The sequence below is a fragment of the Massilia sp. Bi118 genome (assembly GCF_918697865.1).
Classification (GTDB): Bacteria; Pseudomonadota; Gammaproteobacteria; order Burkholderiales; family Burkholderiaceae_D; genus Telluria.
This window is the reverse complement of sequence record NZ_CAKKMV010000010.1, coordinates 118,594-131,565: the sequence shown is the minus strand read 5'-3', so window position 1 is coordinate 131,565 and position 12,972 is coordinate 118,594. Positions and strand designations below refer to the sequence as shown.

Sequence of the window (12,972 nt, the reverse complement as noted above, 5' to 3'; positions counted from 1 at the left end):
GCTCTTGCCGTTTTCGTACTGGATGCCCCGATGCTGCGCCGCCTGATTTCACTCGCCGCTTTTGCCTCCGCCTTCGCCGCCTGCGCCGGCGCCCACGCCGCCGCGCCCGCGCCCATGAAGCTGGCCGACTACCTGGCGCTGAAGGGTCCGGTGCCCAACGCCACTTTCGCCTACGGCAGCGCGCCTTCGCAATTCGCGGAGCTGTTCATTCCCGGCGGCCCCGGTCCGTTCCCGGTGGCGGTACTGGTGCACGGCGGCTGCTGGACCAAGGAATTCGGCGGCATCACCCAGTTGCGCAACCTGGCCGGCGCACTGGCCGAGCGCGGCATCGCGTCCTGGAACGTGGAGTACCGGCGCGTCGACGAGCCGGGCGGCGGCTATCCCGGCACCTACCAGGACATCAACGCGGCGCTCAGCATGCTGGCCCAGCAGGCGGGCCGCTATCCGCTCGACCTGAGCCGCCTGGTGGCGGTCGGGCACTCGGCGGGCGGCCAGCTGGTGCAGTGGATGGCGGGACGGGCGCGCATCCCGGCCAGTAGTCCCCTTTACCAGCCAGATCCTCTGCCCGTGAAAAACGTGGTGAGCCTGGGCGGCCTGGCCGACCTGCGCCGCGAGCAGGCCCTGATCAAGTCCAGCTGCGACCGCGAGATCGGCCAGCTGACCGGCGCGCCCAGCGACAAGCGGCCGGACGTCTTCGCCGACACCAATGCCGGCGACCTGCTGCCGAACGGCAGCCGCACCATCCTCGTCACGGGGGAACTGGACAATATCTCGCCGCCACGCGTGGCCCGCGACTACGCAGCCCGCGCCCGCGCCGCCGGCGATGCGGCCGAGGTCGTGATCCTGCCGGGCGCCAGCCATTACGACGAGGTGGCGGCCAGCTCGCATTCGTGGCCGCAGGTAGCGAAGGCGATCGAGTCGGCGCTTAAAAGGTGATTCGTTTGGCCAGGCGCTGCTCGACCACGACATCGCCCACGGGCACGGCCACGCAGGGCAGCACATAGCCCTCGCGCTTCTCGTCGAAGGATAAGCCCGGCCACTCGACCAGGTAGCGCACGCCGCCGCTCGCCAGGCGGCAGATGCAGGTGCGGCAGGTGCCGTTGCGGCAGGAGCTGGGCAGGTCGATGCCGGCCTGTTCGGCGGCGTGCAGGATGGTGGTGTCCGCGGGTGCGCGGACGCTCCATCCGGAGGGCTGGAAGGTGATCGTGGCTTCGCTCATTATCGCGATTGTACCTCTCGGGGGCCGTGTTTACGTGTGCCGGAAGATGGGTTCGTTCGCGCACAGACCCCCATCCGGCGCAGCACTACGCTGAGGTTTCCATATGTAAGTAATGCAGGAAGCCAATGAAATACATCACCGCCCCCACCCTCGCCCTGGTTCTCGGCAGCGTTTGCGCCGCGGCCGGCGCCCAGCAGGCCTACCCGGTCAAGAACAAGCCGGCCGCCGCCACAGAGCAGGCTCCCCGGCAAACCGCCCAGCCGACTGTGCAGGCGCGCATCGCCGCAGCCTCGAACGCCAATGCCCAGACCGCCGCCACGGCGCGCGCGCAGAACAGTGCCGTGCAAGCTGCGCCTGCCGCGGCGCCTGTGCAGGCGCAAGCACCTGCAGCGCCGACGCCGGTGCCGCAAACCGCCGCCACCGCCCCCGTCAACGCACCGGTCGAAGCGAGCGAATTCGACCGTCTGCTGCGCGCCCAGGTCCTGCTCGACCGCGCCCACTTCTCGCCGGGCGAGATCGACGGCGCCTTCGGCTCCAACATGAAGCAGGCGCTGTCCGGCTTCCAGAAAGCGCGCAACCTGCAGGTCACCGGCAAGCTCGACGAAGCCACCTGGAATGCCCTGAACCTTGATGCCGTCCCCACCGTCGTCGCCTACACGCTGGTCGACAGCGACGTCGCCGGCCCCTTCCGCCCGGTCCCCGAGGACATGATGGAAAAGGCCAAGCTGCCGACCCTCGGCTACGCCACCGTGCAGGAAGGCCTGGGCGAAAAATTCCATGCCAGCCCCGGCCTGATCGACAAGCTCAACAAGGGCAAGGACCTGAGCCGCGCCGGCGAGCAGATCATGGTGCCGAACGTGGTCGGCACCGCGCCGCTGCCGCCGGCGGCACGCGTCGTGGTCTCGCGCGATGGCCGCATCCTGACGCTCGAAGACGCCGCCGGCCGGCCACTGGCCCAGTACCCGGCCTCGACCGGCAGCGAACACGATCCGCTCCCGATCGGCAACTGGAAGATCGACGGCGTGGCCCGCAACCCGACCTACAACTACAACCCCAAGCTGTTCTGGGACGCCAAGCCGGGCGACGCCAAAGCCAAGGTCCCGGCCGGTCCCAATAACCCGGTGGGCGTGGCCTGGATCGACCTGTCGATTCCGCACTACGGCATCCACGGCAGCCCGGTTCCTTCGCTGATCGGCAAGACGGAATCGCATGGCTGCATCCGCCTGACCAACTGGAGCGCGGCCGAGGTCGCCGGACTGGTGCAAAAAGGGACGGAAGTCGTATTACAGGAGTAAATAGTAGACTGAAGAAGTATCACGGCAGGTAATACTAACAAAAGGAGAACGTGATGAGATGGCTGTTGACCTTCCTGCTCGGCGTCGTGGTCGGCGCCGGCGGCCTGTTCGCCTGGCTGCGCCAGATGCCCCATGAACCCGCGGCGGCGCCCGCCGTGGCCGCGAACACGGGCTCGCTGCCCGCGCCCGCCGGGCCCGACATCGAAAGCACGCTCCCGCCCGCCCCCAAGGTCACGCCCGACCTGACCGAACTCGACCTGCCGCTGCGCCCATCCACCACGGCCCTGCCCGTGGACAGCGGCGCCGGCGCCTCCGCCCTCCCCGCCGGCAAGCTGATGGTGCCGGTCGACGGCATGGCGCTGGCGAATATCAAGGACAATTTCGACCAGCCGCGCGGCGCCGAGCGCCACCACGAGGCGCTGGACATCATGGCGCCGAAAGGCACCAGAGTGCTGGCCGTGGCGGACGGCAAGGTCGCCAAGCTCTTCACCAGCAAGCCCGGCGGCCTGACCATCTACCAGTTCGATCCGACCGAGAAATACGCCTATTACTACGCCCACCTCGACCACTATGCCGACGGCATCAAGGAAGGCATGGACATCAAGCGCGGCGACCTGATCGGCTACGTGGGCGCGACCGGCAACGCCGATCCGAACGCGCCCCACCTGCACTTTGCCGTGTTCGAGCTGACGCCCGAGAAGCAGTGGTGGAAAGGGACGCCTGTTAATCCCTATCCGCTGCTGGCGCAGTGATCAAGCCTTGCGACGGCGGCGCAGCAGGCCCATCAGCGCCAGGCCTGCGATGCCGGCCGTGAAGGCTTCCGGTTCCGGCACGTCGTTCGGATCCGGATTGCCGCCGCCGTTGTCGATCAGGCTCAGCAGCACGTCGGAGCACTGGCCATTCGCCATGCAGCCGCGGGCGGCGATCTGGCCCTTGTCGTTGATGTCGCCGGCATAGACCAGGTTCAGGCCGAGGGTCGGATCGATCAGGTCGTTCAGGTCCTTCAGTACGCCGCCGCTGTAAAGAAAGGCGTGGTAGCCGCCGACGCCGCCCGCGCTGAAGTTCGAAGCGCCGACCACGTCGCCGGCCGCGTTGATGCCGGTGGCATAGCTGTCGTCTCCCCCGAGATCGCCGATGTCGACCAGGCCCGCGTTTGAATACAGGAAGGCATGGGACTCGGTGTTGCCGGCAATGTAGGAATATCCGGCCACCATGCCCGCATTGTTGATGGCATAGCCCTGCGCATAGTCACCGCCCAGCGTGCCGAGAAACTGCATGCTTCCATCGATCGTATAGATATAGGCACGGTAATCGCCGAGGGCATTGATCTCGGCGTAACCGGTAACGGCGCCGGCATCGTTGATCGCGTTGGCGGCGCTGCTGCCGCCGCCATTCGTCGGGCCGATGCCGACCAGTCCCCCGTTTCCTGTGGAGACGAAGCCGATCTGGGCGCCGTCGGACGTGTCGCTGATGCCCACGACCTGGCCGCTTGCGTTGATGCCGTACCCATAGCTGTTGTGCCCGCCCAGTGTGCCCAGCGCATGCACCGTACCATTCGAGAACACCGTGGCCTGCATCCAGTTGCCGACGCTGCTCGATCCGACCACCGCGCCGCTCTCGTTGATGCCCCAGGCCTGGCTGTTGCCGGTATTCGGGTCACCCTGATGCAGGCTTGTCGCCGCGCCACTGCTGCTGACATAGGCATTGATGTGCCCGCCCGAGGTGTAGTTGTAGCCCACCACCGTACCGGCGTTGTTAAGGCCATTTGCCTGGCTGGTCAGGCCGCCGAAATTGCCGACGGTAGCAACGGTGTACAAGGGCGCAGCCTGGGCGGCCAGCGGCGCGATGGAAAGTGCAAGCAGAGCGGAAAGCAGGGACAGGCGTGGCATGGCGATCTCTTCCAGGTGCGTTTAAAGAAGGCCATGCTACCGATGTTCATGTATTTATTGCAACAAATTAAGCGGCCACCTAGCAGTTTGGAGAGGTGGCCGCAGCTTGCCTGTTTACTCGTCGACGTCCGCCCCGACGTTGATCGCCGCGTAGGCCCGCTGCACGGCGATCGCCTCCCTGCCACCCTTGCCGTACAACTCTTCCGCTGCCTCGATCATCTTGGCGCGCGCGTCGGCGTAGTTGGTGCTCGAGGTGAACTTGGTCGTGTTGGCCTTGAACCAGATCCGGTAGGCCTTGTCGAGGCCGATGCCGCTCATGCTGGCCGGCGCCTTGACCAGGTACTTGCTGTAGTAGTCGCTGGCCTTGTCCGCGTTCGAGCCCTGAGAGAGGAAGTAGAACATGCGGTTGTTCGGGCCGCTGCTGTAGTGCACGTCGATGCGCTTGATCGACGTGCTCCAGGCGTCCGGGCTGCTGCCGTCCTTGCTCGGCTTGTACATCCAGCGCAGCGGCGTGCCGCTCTTGCTGATCTCCTTGCCCAGCACCCAGTCGTTGCCCTCGGCCGGAATCGTCTCGCCCTTGCCGCCGGCACGCGCATAGGCTTCGACGACTTCACCGTTGATGTCGGAAGCCGATTCGTTCAGTCCGCCCGATTCGCCTGAGTAGGTCAGGTTCGAGGTGGCCGCCGTGACGCCATGGCCCATTTCGTGGCCGATCACGTCGATCGAGCCGAGGCTGTAGAAGCTGGAGCCGTCGCCGATGAACATGCAGCGGCAAGTGTCGCTGTAGTAGGCGTTGTCGTAGGCCGTGTTGACGTGGGCGGCGATGTAGGTGGCGGTGTTGTGGCCGTCCAGCGACTGCCAGCCGAAGATGTTCTTCAGCGCGTCGTAGGTGTTCATCAGCCCCCACATCGCGTTCACCGCCGCGGTCTGGCCGTTGGCGTCGGTAGTCGAGCCTTTCGGGATGTAGTTCTTGCCGTCGCCCCAGGTATTCGTGTCGTTGACGTAGACGTTGCCGGCGCTGGTGCCGTGGTTGGCGTTGGTGATCGCCATCGCGCCGAACTTGCCGCCGGTGCCGCGGGTATCGTCGATCATCTTGTACTTGCCGTCGACCAGGGTGGTGTTGATCGGCACCTCGCCGTTGTACTGGCTCTTGCCGACGCCGATCACGGTCTGCAGCATGTTCCACTGGTCGAGGATGCTGCCGTCGCGCGCGCTCACCACGGTGTCGTGGTAGACCGGCTTGTCGCCCACCTGCATGCGGGTGTGGACCAGGTAAGCCAGCTCGTAATGGTCGACCACGTCCTCGACGTCGAGCGCGTTCAGTTCGTATTCCTGCTTGTCGCGCGCGGCCGCGGTGCGCTCGGTGCGCATCACCGGATACACGATCAGCTCGGCGGTGGGCGGGGCCACATGGCTCGCGGTCGCGCCGAGCGAAGCCAGCGCCTTGTCGATTGCCTGTTTGGCCGTGAGGGCCGGGACCACGCTGAAATCGGCGGCCGGACCGTTGGCAGCGGCGGCCGTTCCCGCGTTCTTGCCGAGCCCGATACGGCGTTCCGAGCAGGATTCGGACTGGATGCGGCCGTTCGCATCCAGCACCACCACCGATTCGGAACCGAAGATGGGCACGCCCTTCCAGGTATGCGCGACGCGCGCCACCTGGGTGCCCTGCATGCCAGGATGCGTGACCAGGACCGCGAAGCCGTGGCGCGCATCCAGGCCGCGCTGGGCCCGGCGCGCTTCGAGTTGGGCGACGATGCCGGCCTTCGCCTGCGGCGAGACGGCCACCGGCGCGCTCATCATGGTGTTCGGCAGCGGCGCCGCGGCAAGGGCTGGGCTGAGGAAAATTGCAAGAAGTGTGAGGGAACGCTGGTTCATCTCTCGTCTCCAATCGGTTGGGCAGCCGTAAGCAAGCTCTGCTTTGGGCACCATCAGAGTGTGGACGAGGTTCCGTTAAAAGATTTGCTCAAGCGCAAAAAGCCCCACAGCGGCGGCGGGCCGGTGTGGGGCGTATTAGGAGACGGTACTCCTGGTATCGTCGCCCCCGCGCAGGCGGGGGCCCAAGTTTGTTGGCGTTTCGACTACGCTCGCAGAACTTGGGGGGATGGTGCCGGGGGCACCATCCCGCCTTCGCGGGGACGACGTGCTTGGGTCAGCGGTCCCTGCGGCGCATCAGGTAAACGGCGGTGCCAACCACCGCCGCGCCAATCGCCGCCTTCTTCACCAGCCCGGCCTTGTTGTGCTCCCATTCGGACTTGATGCCCATCTCGGCCAGCACGTTCGGCACCTTGCCCTTGGCCAGGTCTTCGCCGATGCCCTCGACCACGTTGACGCGGTCGGCGGCCAGCAGGATCAGCCAGTGGCGCATGTCGTTCTCGGACCAGCGGAAGGCCAGTCGGCGCAGCATGCCGGACAGGCCCTTCGGCGGCTGCACGGTGCCGAAGATCGGCGTGATGCCGGGGCGCTCGGTCGAGGTCAGGATCTCGACGGTTTCCGGCTGCTGCGGCAGCTTGCCTTCATGCGCGTGGATGAAGCGCGGCGGGGTGCGCTCCATCGGCACGGCCGGACGGTTCTTGCGGTCCAGGTCCGCGCCCCAGCCCTTGATGTGGGCCAGCTGTTCGCGCGAGGGCCGCTGCGGCACCATCGGGTAATCCTGCTGGTGCTCGTCGGCGTGGCCGGTGTGGTGGTGCTGGTGCGAATGTTCGTCGACTTGTTCGTGGGTTTGCATGGAATCTCCTTAATGCAGTGCGCTGGCCTGGACGGCGCGGACCTCGTGGGCGCGCGGCGGGATGAGGACGGTCTTGATGCAGCCGTCGAGTTTGCTGGAGAAGATGTGATAGGCATCGGAGATTTCTTCCAGCGGCACGCGGTGGGTGATGATTTCCTTCGGGTTCAGGCGGCCCTCGCGGATGTGCTCGATCAGGCGCGGCAGGTGGCGCTTGACGCTGGCCTGGTTGGCGCGGATCGTCAGGCCCTTGTTCAGCACGTTGCCCATCGGGACCATGTTGAAGGTCGGGCCGTACACGCCGACGATCGACACATTGCCGCCCTTGCGCACCGAGTTGATGCACCAGTGCAGCACGGTGGACGAACCGGCCTGGGCCTTCATCAGGCGCCCGGTCAGGGTCTGGGCGATCGAGCCGGCGGCGTCCCCGCCCACGCAGTCGATGCAAACGTCGGCGCCCATCCAGTCCGTCATCTTCTTGATGTGCTCGGCCATGTCGTTGACCTCGCGGAAGTTGACCACCTCGCACTGGGCCCAGCGCTTGACGAATTCAAGGCGGTATTCGACCTCGTCGACCACGATCACGCGCCCCGCCCCCATCAGCCAGGCCGACTTGGCGGCAATGATGCCGATCGGGCCGGCGCCGAAGATCACGACGGTGTCGCCTTCGCTGATGTCCCCCATCTCGGCCGCCTGGTAGCCGGTCGGCGTGACGTCGGTCAGCAGCACGGCGTCGTCGTCGTGGATGTCGTCGGGGATCACCATCGGGCCGACGTCGGCCATCGGCACGCGCACGTATTCGGCCTGGCCGCCGTCGTAGCCGCCGGCCGTGTGCGAATAGCCGTAGATGGCGCCGACGGCGGTCGATTCCGGATTCGTGTTGTGGCAATTGCCGTACAGTTCGTGCTGGCAGAAGAAGCAGGAGCCGCAGAACAGGTTGAACGGCACCATCACCCGGTCGCCCACCTTCAGGGTCTGCACGTCGGAGCCGACGTCCTCGACCACGCCGATGAACTCGTGGCCGAAGGTATGGCCGACACGGGTATCCGGCACCATGCCGTGATACAGGTGCAGGTCGGAACCGCAGATGCAGGTCCGCGTGACGCGCACGATGGCGTCGCCCGGGTGTTCGATGACCGGATCGGGCTTGTGGTCGGCGCGGACGCGGTAGGGTCCCCGGTAATTCATTGCCAGCATATGTCCTCCTCGATGGTTAGCGGCCCGCCTGTCGAGATCAGGCCTTTGACTGAACCTTATGACAAAACGCCAAGAAAGGCGATATGCGCATGGAAACGTGCGCGGGTTTTCGAACAATTAACTATGTAATTGTTTTTAAAGGGAAATTTCTTAAGATTTGGAAAGAAAAACGGCCGCACGCGGCGGCCGTTCGGTGGGGAAAGACTAGCGTCAGAGCTGACGTGCTTCGAAGGTATTGCACTGCTCGACAGAGCCGGTCTGCAGCCCCTTGGTGAACCAGCGAACCCGCTGCGCCGAGGTTCCGTGCGTAAACGAATCCGGCACGACCTCGCCGCGCGACTGGCGCTGCAGCGCATCGTCGCCGATGGCGCTGGCCGCCGCCAGGGCCGACTCGACGTCGCCCTGTTCGATGATCTGCTTGGCCTCGTTGGTGTGGTAGGCCCAGACGCCGGCGAAGCAGTCGGCCTGCAGTTCGACCCGCACCGAGAGCGCGTTGGCTTCGGTCTCGGACAGGCGGTTGCGCATGCCGTCGACCTTGCCGGAGATGCCCAGCAGGTTCTGCACGTGGTGGCCGACCTCGTGGGCAATCACGTAGGCCTGGGTGAACTCGCCGCCGACCTTGAAGCGCTGCTGCATCATGCGGAAGAAGGTCAGGTCGATGTAAACCTTGCGGTCGGCCGGGCAGTAGAAGGGTCCGACGGCGGCTTCTCCCATGCCGCAGCCCTCGGTTTTGGTGTGGTCGTCGTACAGCACCAGCACCGGTGGCTGGTAGCTCGCGCCGTTGGCCTTGAAGATCTGGGTCCAGGTGGTTTCGGTATAGCGCAGCACCGTGCGCACGAACTGGGTTTCCTGGTCGTTCGCGGGCGGATGCGACGGCGCCTGCTGCACCTGGGCCGGCGAGCCGCCGGACAGCAGGCTCAGGATGGTGCTCGGCGAGACGCCGAAGAACCAGGAACCGAGCAGCGCGATGACGATCGACCCGATCCCCACCGTGCCGCCGCCGATACCGAAGCCGCCACCGCCACCGCCGCGCCGGTCCTCCACATTGTTGCTCTGTTCGTCGCCTTGCCAACGCATCATCTTCTCCTTATCGCCCAAGCGGGCGCCTGAGGCTCACGGCCCCTCTTTGTTCCCGCGCATCCTTGAGGCGGAACTCCTCGTCCACGGCCAGGCCCGCGCGCTGCTCGTCATGCAGCTCGCGCTCGTGGCGTTCGCGTTCGACTTCACGGTCCAGGCGCGTCTTCGGCGCCGTGTCAGGCATTCTCGTGCTCATGGTGTTCCTCCCTGGCGCCAGTATGCGCAAGCGGGCACACCGGGTATGTTCGAGCTTTCACATATCGGCAATTTTAATGGAAGGGCCGCTATGTTCGCTCGCGCACGGAGCGCCCGCGCGCGGCACTTCATGCTGGCGCAATGACCCTCGATCTCCGCTCCCCAGCCGCCCTCGCCGCCCTCGGCCGCCGCCTGCGCGACCAGGATTACCGTTTCACGACCGTCACCCCGGCCACCCACCGGCGCGTCAACCGGCGCGCGGAGAACGCCTGGGCCCACGGCCTGCGCGACGTGTTCGGCTGGAGCCGACCTTACCGCGACGGCGTACTGCCGGCCGAGATCGACGCCCTGCTGGTGGAAAGCGGGCTGCGCGAGGACATCGGACAGGAAAGCGAAGCCGGCCACCGCCCCCGCATCCGCGCCTCGACCATAGCCGGGCAGCTGTATTTTCACTCCGCATTCCCGACCGACGACGACGACGCCGTGTTCTTCGGCCCCGACACCTATCGCTACGTCGCTGCCCTGAAGCGCGCGCTGGCCTCGCCCCTGCTGAGCCGCCCGGTCCGCCGCGCGGGCGACATCGGCTGCGGCGCCGGGCCGGCCGCCATCGAGCTGGCACTTTGCTGTCCAGACGCCGCCGTCTATGGCGCCGACATCAACGAGGACGCGCTCACGCTCACTGAAATCAATGCCGAGCTGAACGGCGCGACCAGGCTTATCCCCTGCCGCAGCAACCTGCTGGACGGCGTCGACGGCCACTTCGACCTGGTGATGTCGAATCCGCCCTACATCCTCGACCCGGACGAGCTCCCCTACCGCCACGGCGGCGGCGAGCATGGGGCCGAACTGTCGATCCAGATCGTCAAGGCCGGGCTTTCCCGGCTGCATCCTGGCGGCAGCCTGTTGCTGTATACCGGCGTTGCGATCGTCGCCGGCGAAGACCCTTTCCTGACGGCGATCCGGCCGTTGCTGGACGAAGCCTGCGGGGAATGGCGCTATGAAGAGCTGGACCCGGATATTTTTGGCGGGCAGCTGGAGTGCGAGGGGTATGAAAAGGTGGAGCGGATTGCGGCGGTCTGGCTGCATGCGGTGAAGCGGGGGTGATGCCTTCTGGAACCACAGGAAAACGAAAAGGGCTCCCGAAGGAGCCCTTTTTGCTTGATGCTGGCGGAGAGGGTGGGATTCGAACCCACGGTACGGTCACCCGTACGCCTGATTTCGAGTCAGGTACATTCGACCACTCTGCCACCTCTCCTGGTAACCGGTCGCTGTATTCGCGAGAGCACGCATTATAGGGGGTGGTTAGGTTTCTCGCAAGGGTTGAACGGAGGCGGCTGTTTTAGCACTGGAAAGTCAGATTGTACGTGCGCACGCCCTCGGCGCGCGGCGCTGCCCGCCTCGCGGGCAGCAATCTGGCGATTCGGGCGGGTTGGGCTTGCAAGCCCAAGCCCTTCGAATCCCACACGGGAAGCGCGCAGGCGCTTCCCTCCTCACCGCCAAAACAAAAAGGGCCCCCATTCGGGAGCCCTTTTCTTTTTTTGGCGGAGAGGGTGGGATTCGAACCCACGGTACGGTCACCCGTACGCCTGATTTCGAGTCAGGTACATTCGACCACTCTGCCACCTCTCCTGGTAACCGGTCGCTGTATTCGCGAGAGGCCACATTATAGCAGCCTCAAGCGAAAACGGAAGAGCTATTTAAGCAGCAGGCGCCAGACGCTCCAGGCCGCCCATGTACGGACGCAGCACTTCCGGAACGACCACGCTGCCATCCGCCTGCTGGTAGTTCTCCAGCACTGCCACCAGCGTACGGCCGACCGCCAGGCCGGAGCCGTTCAGGGTGTGCACGAGTTCCGGCTTGTTGTTGGCGTTGCGGAAGCGGGCCTGCATGCGGCGGGCCTGGAAGGCTTCGGTGTTCGACAGCGAGGAGATCTCGCGGTAGGTGTTCTGCGCGGGCAGCCAGACTTCGAGGTCGTAGGTCTTGGCGGCGCCGAAGCCCATGTCGCCGGTGCACAGGGACATCACGCGGTACGGCAGGCCCAGGCTCTTCAGGATGAACTCGGCCTGGCCGACCATCTCTTCGAGGGCTTCGTACGATTTTTCCGGATGCGCGATCTGCACGAGCTCGACCTTGTCGAACTGGTGCTGGCGGATCATGCCGCGGGTGTCGCGGCCGTAGCTGCCGGCTTCCGAGCGGAAGCACGGGGTGTGGGCGGTGACCTTGAGCGGCAGCTGGTCCAGCGGCACGATCTCGTCGCGCACCATGTTGGTCAGCGAGACTTCCGAGGTCGGAATCAGGTAGAAGTTCTCGCCCTCGCCTTCGACGCCGCCCTTCTTCACGGCGAACAGGTCTTCGCCGAACTTCGGCAGCTGGCCGGTGCCGCGCAGCGAGGCTTCGTTGACCATGTAGGGGGTGTAGCACTCGGTATAGCCGTGCTGGCCGGTATGGGTGTCCAGCATGAACTGGGCCAGCGCGCGGTGCAATCTCGCGATGCCGCCCTTCATGACCGAGAAGCGCGAGCCGGTCAGCTTGGTCGCGGTGTCGAAGTCCAGGCCCAGCGGGGCGCCGATGTCGACGTGGTCTTTCACTTCGAAGTCGAACTGGCGCGGGGTGCCGACCTTGCGCACTTCGACATTGCCGCTTTCGTCCTGGCCGACGGGCACGGACTCGTGCGGCAGGTTCGGGATCGCTTCCATGAAGCGCGCCACTTTCTCCTGCACCTGGGCGAGCGACACTTCGTTGGCCTTCAGCTCGTCGCCGATGCCGGCCACTTCCGCCATCACGGCGCTGGTGTCTTCGCCTTTGCCCTTCAGCATGCCGATCTGCTTGGACAGGCTGTTGCGCTTGCCCTGCAGTTCCTCGGTGCGCGTCTGGATCGCCTTGCGCTCTGCCTCGAGGGCGTTGAAGCCGGCGACGTCGAGCTGGAACTTGCGGGTCGCCAGTCGGGCGGCGACGGTGGCTATGTCTTTGCGGAGAAGTTGGATGTCAATCATGTCGGGGTTTGCGTTGCGATTGGTTTTATCGAATGCGCAATTGTACCAAGCCGACAGGCTCCAGGTCCGCGAGTTTCTTCGATCGAATCCTCGACCGGTCCAGCGCTTAGTTCAGTGCGGCTTTCTCGGCGGCGCTCAGGCGATGGGCCTTGACCATGACCACCGGCACCTTGGTATCGATGACGGCGGCGGCCGGGGCGGCGCGGACGACTTCCGGGGCCTGTGCCGAGGCCACCGCGTAGCTGGCGAAGTTGGTGACGACGGCGGCGACGAGGAAGACGGCTTCGAGGTTTTTACGCAGTTTCATGATGTGCTCCTTTGGGTTCGGTTGATTCGTTGGATGCTTCGGTATGGTTGAACTTTACCGATTCGAATCCCCGACCTC

Annotated in this window: 13 protein-coding genes and 2 tRNA genes; 4 read left to right on the top strand and 11 right to left on the bottom strand. The window is 65.5% G+C overall.

Translation table 11 applies throughout. The features are described from left to right. Positions 1–30 precede the first annotated feature (30 nt). Positions 31–936, top strand: a complete 906-nt coding sequence (locus LQV39_RS16340) for an alpha/beta hydrolase (RefSeq protein ID WP_230027188.1) — start codon at positions 31–33, stop codon at positions 934–936. Here LQV39_RS16340 and LQV39_RS16335 read toward each other — a convergent pair. After that, complete coding sequence (locus tag LQV39_RS16335; RefSeq protein ID WP_230027187.1) at positions 926–1,219, bottom strand: 2Fe-2S iron-sulfur cluster binding domain-containing protein; 294 nt, start codon at positions 1,217–1,219, stop codon at positions 926–928. The genes LQV39_RS16340 and LQV39_RS16335 overlap by 11 nt on opposite strands. 125 nt (positions 1,220–1,344) lie before the next feature. Here LQV39_RS16335 and LQV39_RS16330 point away from each other — a divergent pair, with 125 nt between their 5' ends. Next, positions 1,345–2,514 (top strand): L,D-transpeptidase, encoded by a 1,170-nt coding sequence (locus LQV39_RS16330; RefSeq protein WP_230027186.1) that lies wholly within the window; start codon positions 1,345–1,347, stop codon positions 2,512–2,514. A gap of 53 nt (positions 2,515–2,567) precedes the next feature. Further along, positions 2,568–3,266 (top strand): M23 family metallopeptidase, encoded by a 699-nt coding sequence (locus tag LQV39_RS16325; RefSeq protein WP_230027185.1) that lies wholly within the window; start codon positions 2,568–2,570, stop codon positions 3,264–3,266. Here LQV39_RS16325 and LQV39_RS16320 read toward each other — a convergent pair whose 3' ends face one another. From LQV39_RS16320 to LQV39_RS16295, 6 genes are all read right to left on the bottom strand, one after another. Then, positions 3,267–4,403, bottom strand: coding sequence for a PEP-CTERM sorting domain-containing protein (locus tag LQV39_RS16320; RefSeq protein WP_230027184.1), 1,137 nt, complete (start codon positions 4,401–4,403; stop codon positions 3,267–3,269). A gap of 114 nt (positions 4,404–4,517) precedes the next feature. Then, on the bottom strand, positions 4,518–6,278 hold the full coding sequence (locus tag LQV39_RS16315) for a M4 family metallopeptidase (protein WP_374199439.1): 1,761 nt from the start codon (positions 6,276–6,278) through the stop codon (positions 4,518–4,520). A gap of 274 nt (positions 6,279–6,552) precedes the next feature. Continuing rightward, a complete protein-coding gene (locus LQV39_RS16310) occupies positions 6,553–7,128 on the bottom strand; it encodes a hypothetical protein (protein WP_230027183.1) in 576 nt (191 codons plus the stop codon). 9 nt (positions 7,129–7,137) lie between these two features. Beyond that, the gene (locus LQV39_RS16305; protein WP_230027182.1) at positions 7,138–8,322 is read right to left on the bottom strand and encodes a zinc-dependent alcohol dehydrogenase; all 1,185 of its coding nucleotides are present in this window, start codon (positions 8,320–8,322) and stop codon (positions 7,138–7,140) included. 210 nt (positions 8,323–8,532) lie between these two features. Continuing rightward, a complete protein-coding gene (locus LQV39_RS16300; RefSeq protein WP_230027284.1) occupies positions 8,533–9,399 on the bottom strand; it encodes a neutral zinc metallopeptidase in 867 nt (288 codons plus the stop codon). Positions 9,400–9,409: 10 nt separating this feature from the next. Beyond that, positions 9,410–9,595 carry a hypothetical protein gene (locus LQV39_RS16295; RefSeq protein ID WP_230027181.1) on the bottom strand — a complete coding sequence of 62 codons (186 nt, stop codon included), beginning with the start codon at positions 9,593–9,595 and terminating at the stop codon, positions 9,410–9,412. Between the two features lie 140 nt (positions 9,596–9,735). Here LQV39_RS16295 and LQV39_RS16290 point away from each other — a divergent pair, with 140 nt between their 5' ends. Then, complete coding sequence (locus LQV39_RS16290; RefSeq protein WP_230027180.1) at positions 9,736–10,698, top strand: class I SAM-dependent methyltransferase; 963 nt, start codon at positions 9,736–9,738, stop codon at positions 10,696–10,698. Between the two features lie 61 nt (positions 10,699–10,759). Here the strand turns inward: LQV39_RS16290 and LQV39_RS16285 are convergent. The 4 genes from LQV39_RS16285 to LQV39_RS16270 form a co-directional block, all read right to left on the bottom strand. Further along, a tRNA-Ser gene (locus tag LQV39_RS16285) sits at positions 10,760–10,849 on the bottom strand. A 284-nt stretch (positions 10,850–11,133) separates the two neighbouring features. Then, positions 11,134–11,223: transfer RNA gene (locus LQV39_RS16280), tRNA-Ser, on the bottom strand. A gap of 68 nt (positions 11,224–11,291) precedes the next feature. After that, positions 11,292–12,587 carry a serine--tRNA ligase gene (serS, locus tag LQV39_RS16275; RefSeq protein WP_230027179.1) on the bottom strand — a complete coding sequence of 432 codons (1,296 nt, stop codon included), beginning with the start codon at positions 12,585–12,587 and terminating at the stop codon, positions 11,292–11,294. Between the two features lie 106 nt (positions 12,588–12,693). Then, a complete protein-coding gene (locus tag LQV39_RS16270; RefSeq protein ID WP_230027178.1) occupies positions 12,694–12,894 on the bottom strand; it encodes a hypothetical protein in 201 nt (66 codons plus the stop codon). Between the last annotated feature and the right edge of the window lie 78 nt (positions 12,895–12,972).

What these genes read in the sequence shown, in the direction of transcription:
- LQV39_RS16340 (WP_230027188.1), top strand. Translation starts at nt 31, where the DNA reads ATGCTGCGCCGCCTGATTTCACTCGCCGCTTTTGCCTCCGCCTTCGCC.
- LQV39_RS16335 (WP_230027187.1), bottom strand. Translation starts at nt 1,219, where the DNA reads ATGAGCGAAGCCACGATCACCTTCCAGCCCTCCGGATGGAGCGTCCGC.
- LQV39_RS16330 (WP_230027186.1), top strand. Translation starts at nt 1,345, where the DNA reads ATGAAATACATCACCGCCCCCACCCTCGCCCTGGTTCTCGGCAGCGTT.
- LQV39_RS16325 (WP_230027185.1), top strand. Translation starts at nt 2,568, where the DNA reads ATGAGATGGCTGTTGACCTTCCTGCTCGGCGTCGTGGTCGGCGCCGGC.
- LQV39_RS16320 (WP_230027184.1), bottom strand. Translation starts at nt 4,403, where the DNA reads ATGCCACGCCTGTCCCTGCTTTCCGCTCTGCTTGCACTTTCCATCGCG.
- LQV39_RS16315 (WP_374199439.1), bottom strand. Translation starts at nt 6,278, where the DNA reads ATGAACCAGCGTTCCCTCACACTTCTTGCAATTTTCCTCAGCCCAGCC.
- LQV39_RS16310 (WP_230027183.1), bottom strand. Translation starts at nt 7,128, where the DNA reads ATGCAAACCCACGAACAAGTCGACGAACATTCGCACCAGCACCACCAC.
- LQV39_RS16305 (WP_230027182.1), bottom strand. Translation starts at nt 8,322, where the DNA reads ATGCTGGCAATGAATTACCGGGGACCCTACCGCGTCCGCGCCGACCAC.
- LQV39_RS16300 (WP_230027284.1), bottom strand. Translation starts at nt 9,399, where the DNA reads ATGCGTTGGCAAGGCGACGAACAGAGCAACAATGTGGAGGACCGGCGC.
- LQV39_RS16295 (WP_230027181.1), bottom strand. Translation starts at nt 9,595, where the DNA reads ATGAGCACGAGAATGCCTGACACGGCGCCGAAGACGCGCCTGGACCGT.
- LQV39_RS16290 (WP_230027180.1), top strand. Translation starts at nt 9,736, where the DNA reads ATGACCCTCGATCTCCGCTCCCCAGCCGCCCTCGCCGCCCTCGGCCGC.
- serS (WP_230027179.1), bottom strand. Translation starts at nt 12,587, where the DNA reads ATGATTGACATCCAACTTCTCCGCAAAGACATAGCCACCGTCGCCGCC.
- LQV39_RS16270 (WP_230027178.1), bottom strand. Translation starts at nt 12,894, where the DNA reads ATGAAACTGCGTAAAAACCTCGAAGCCGTCTTCCTCGTCGCCGCCGTC.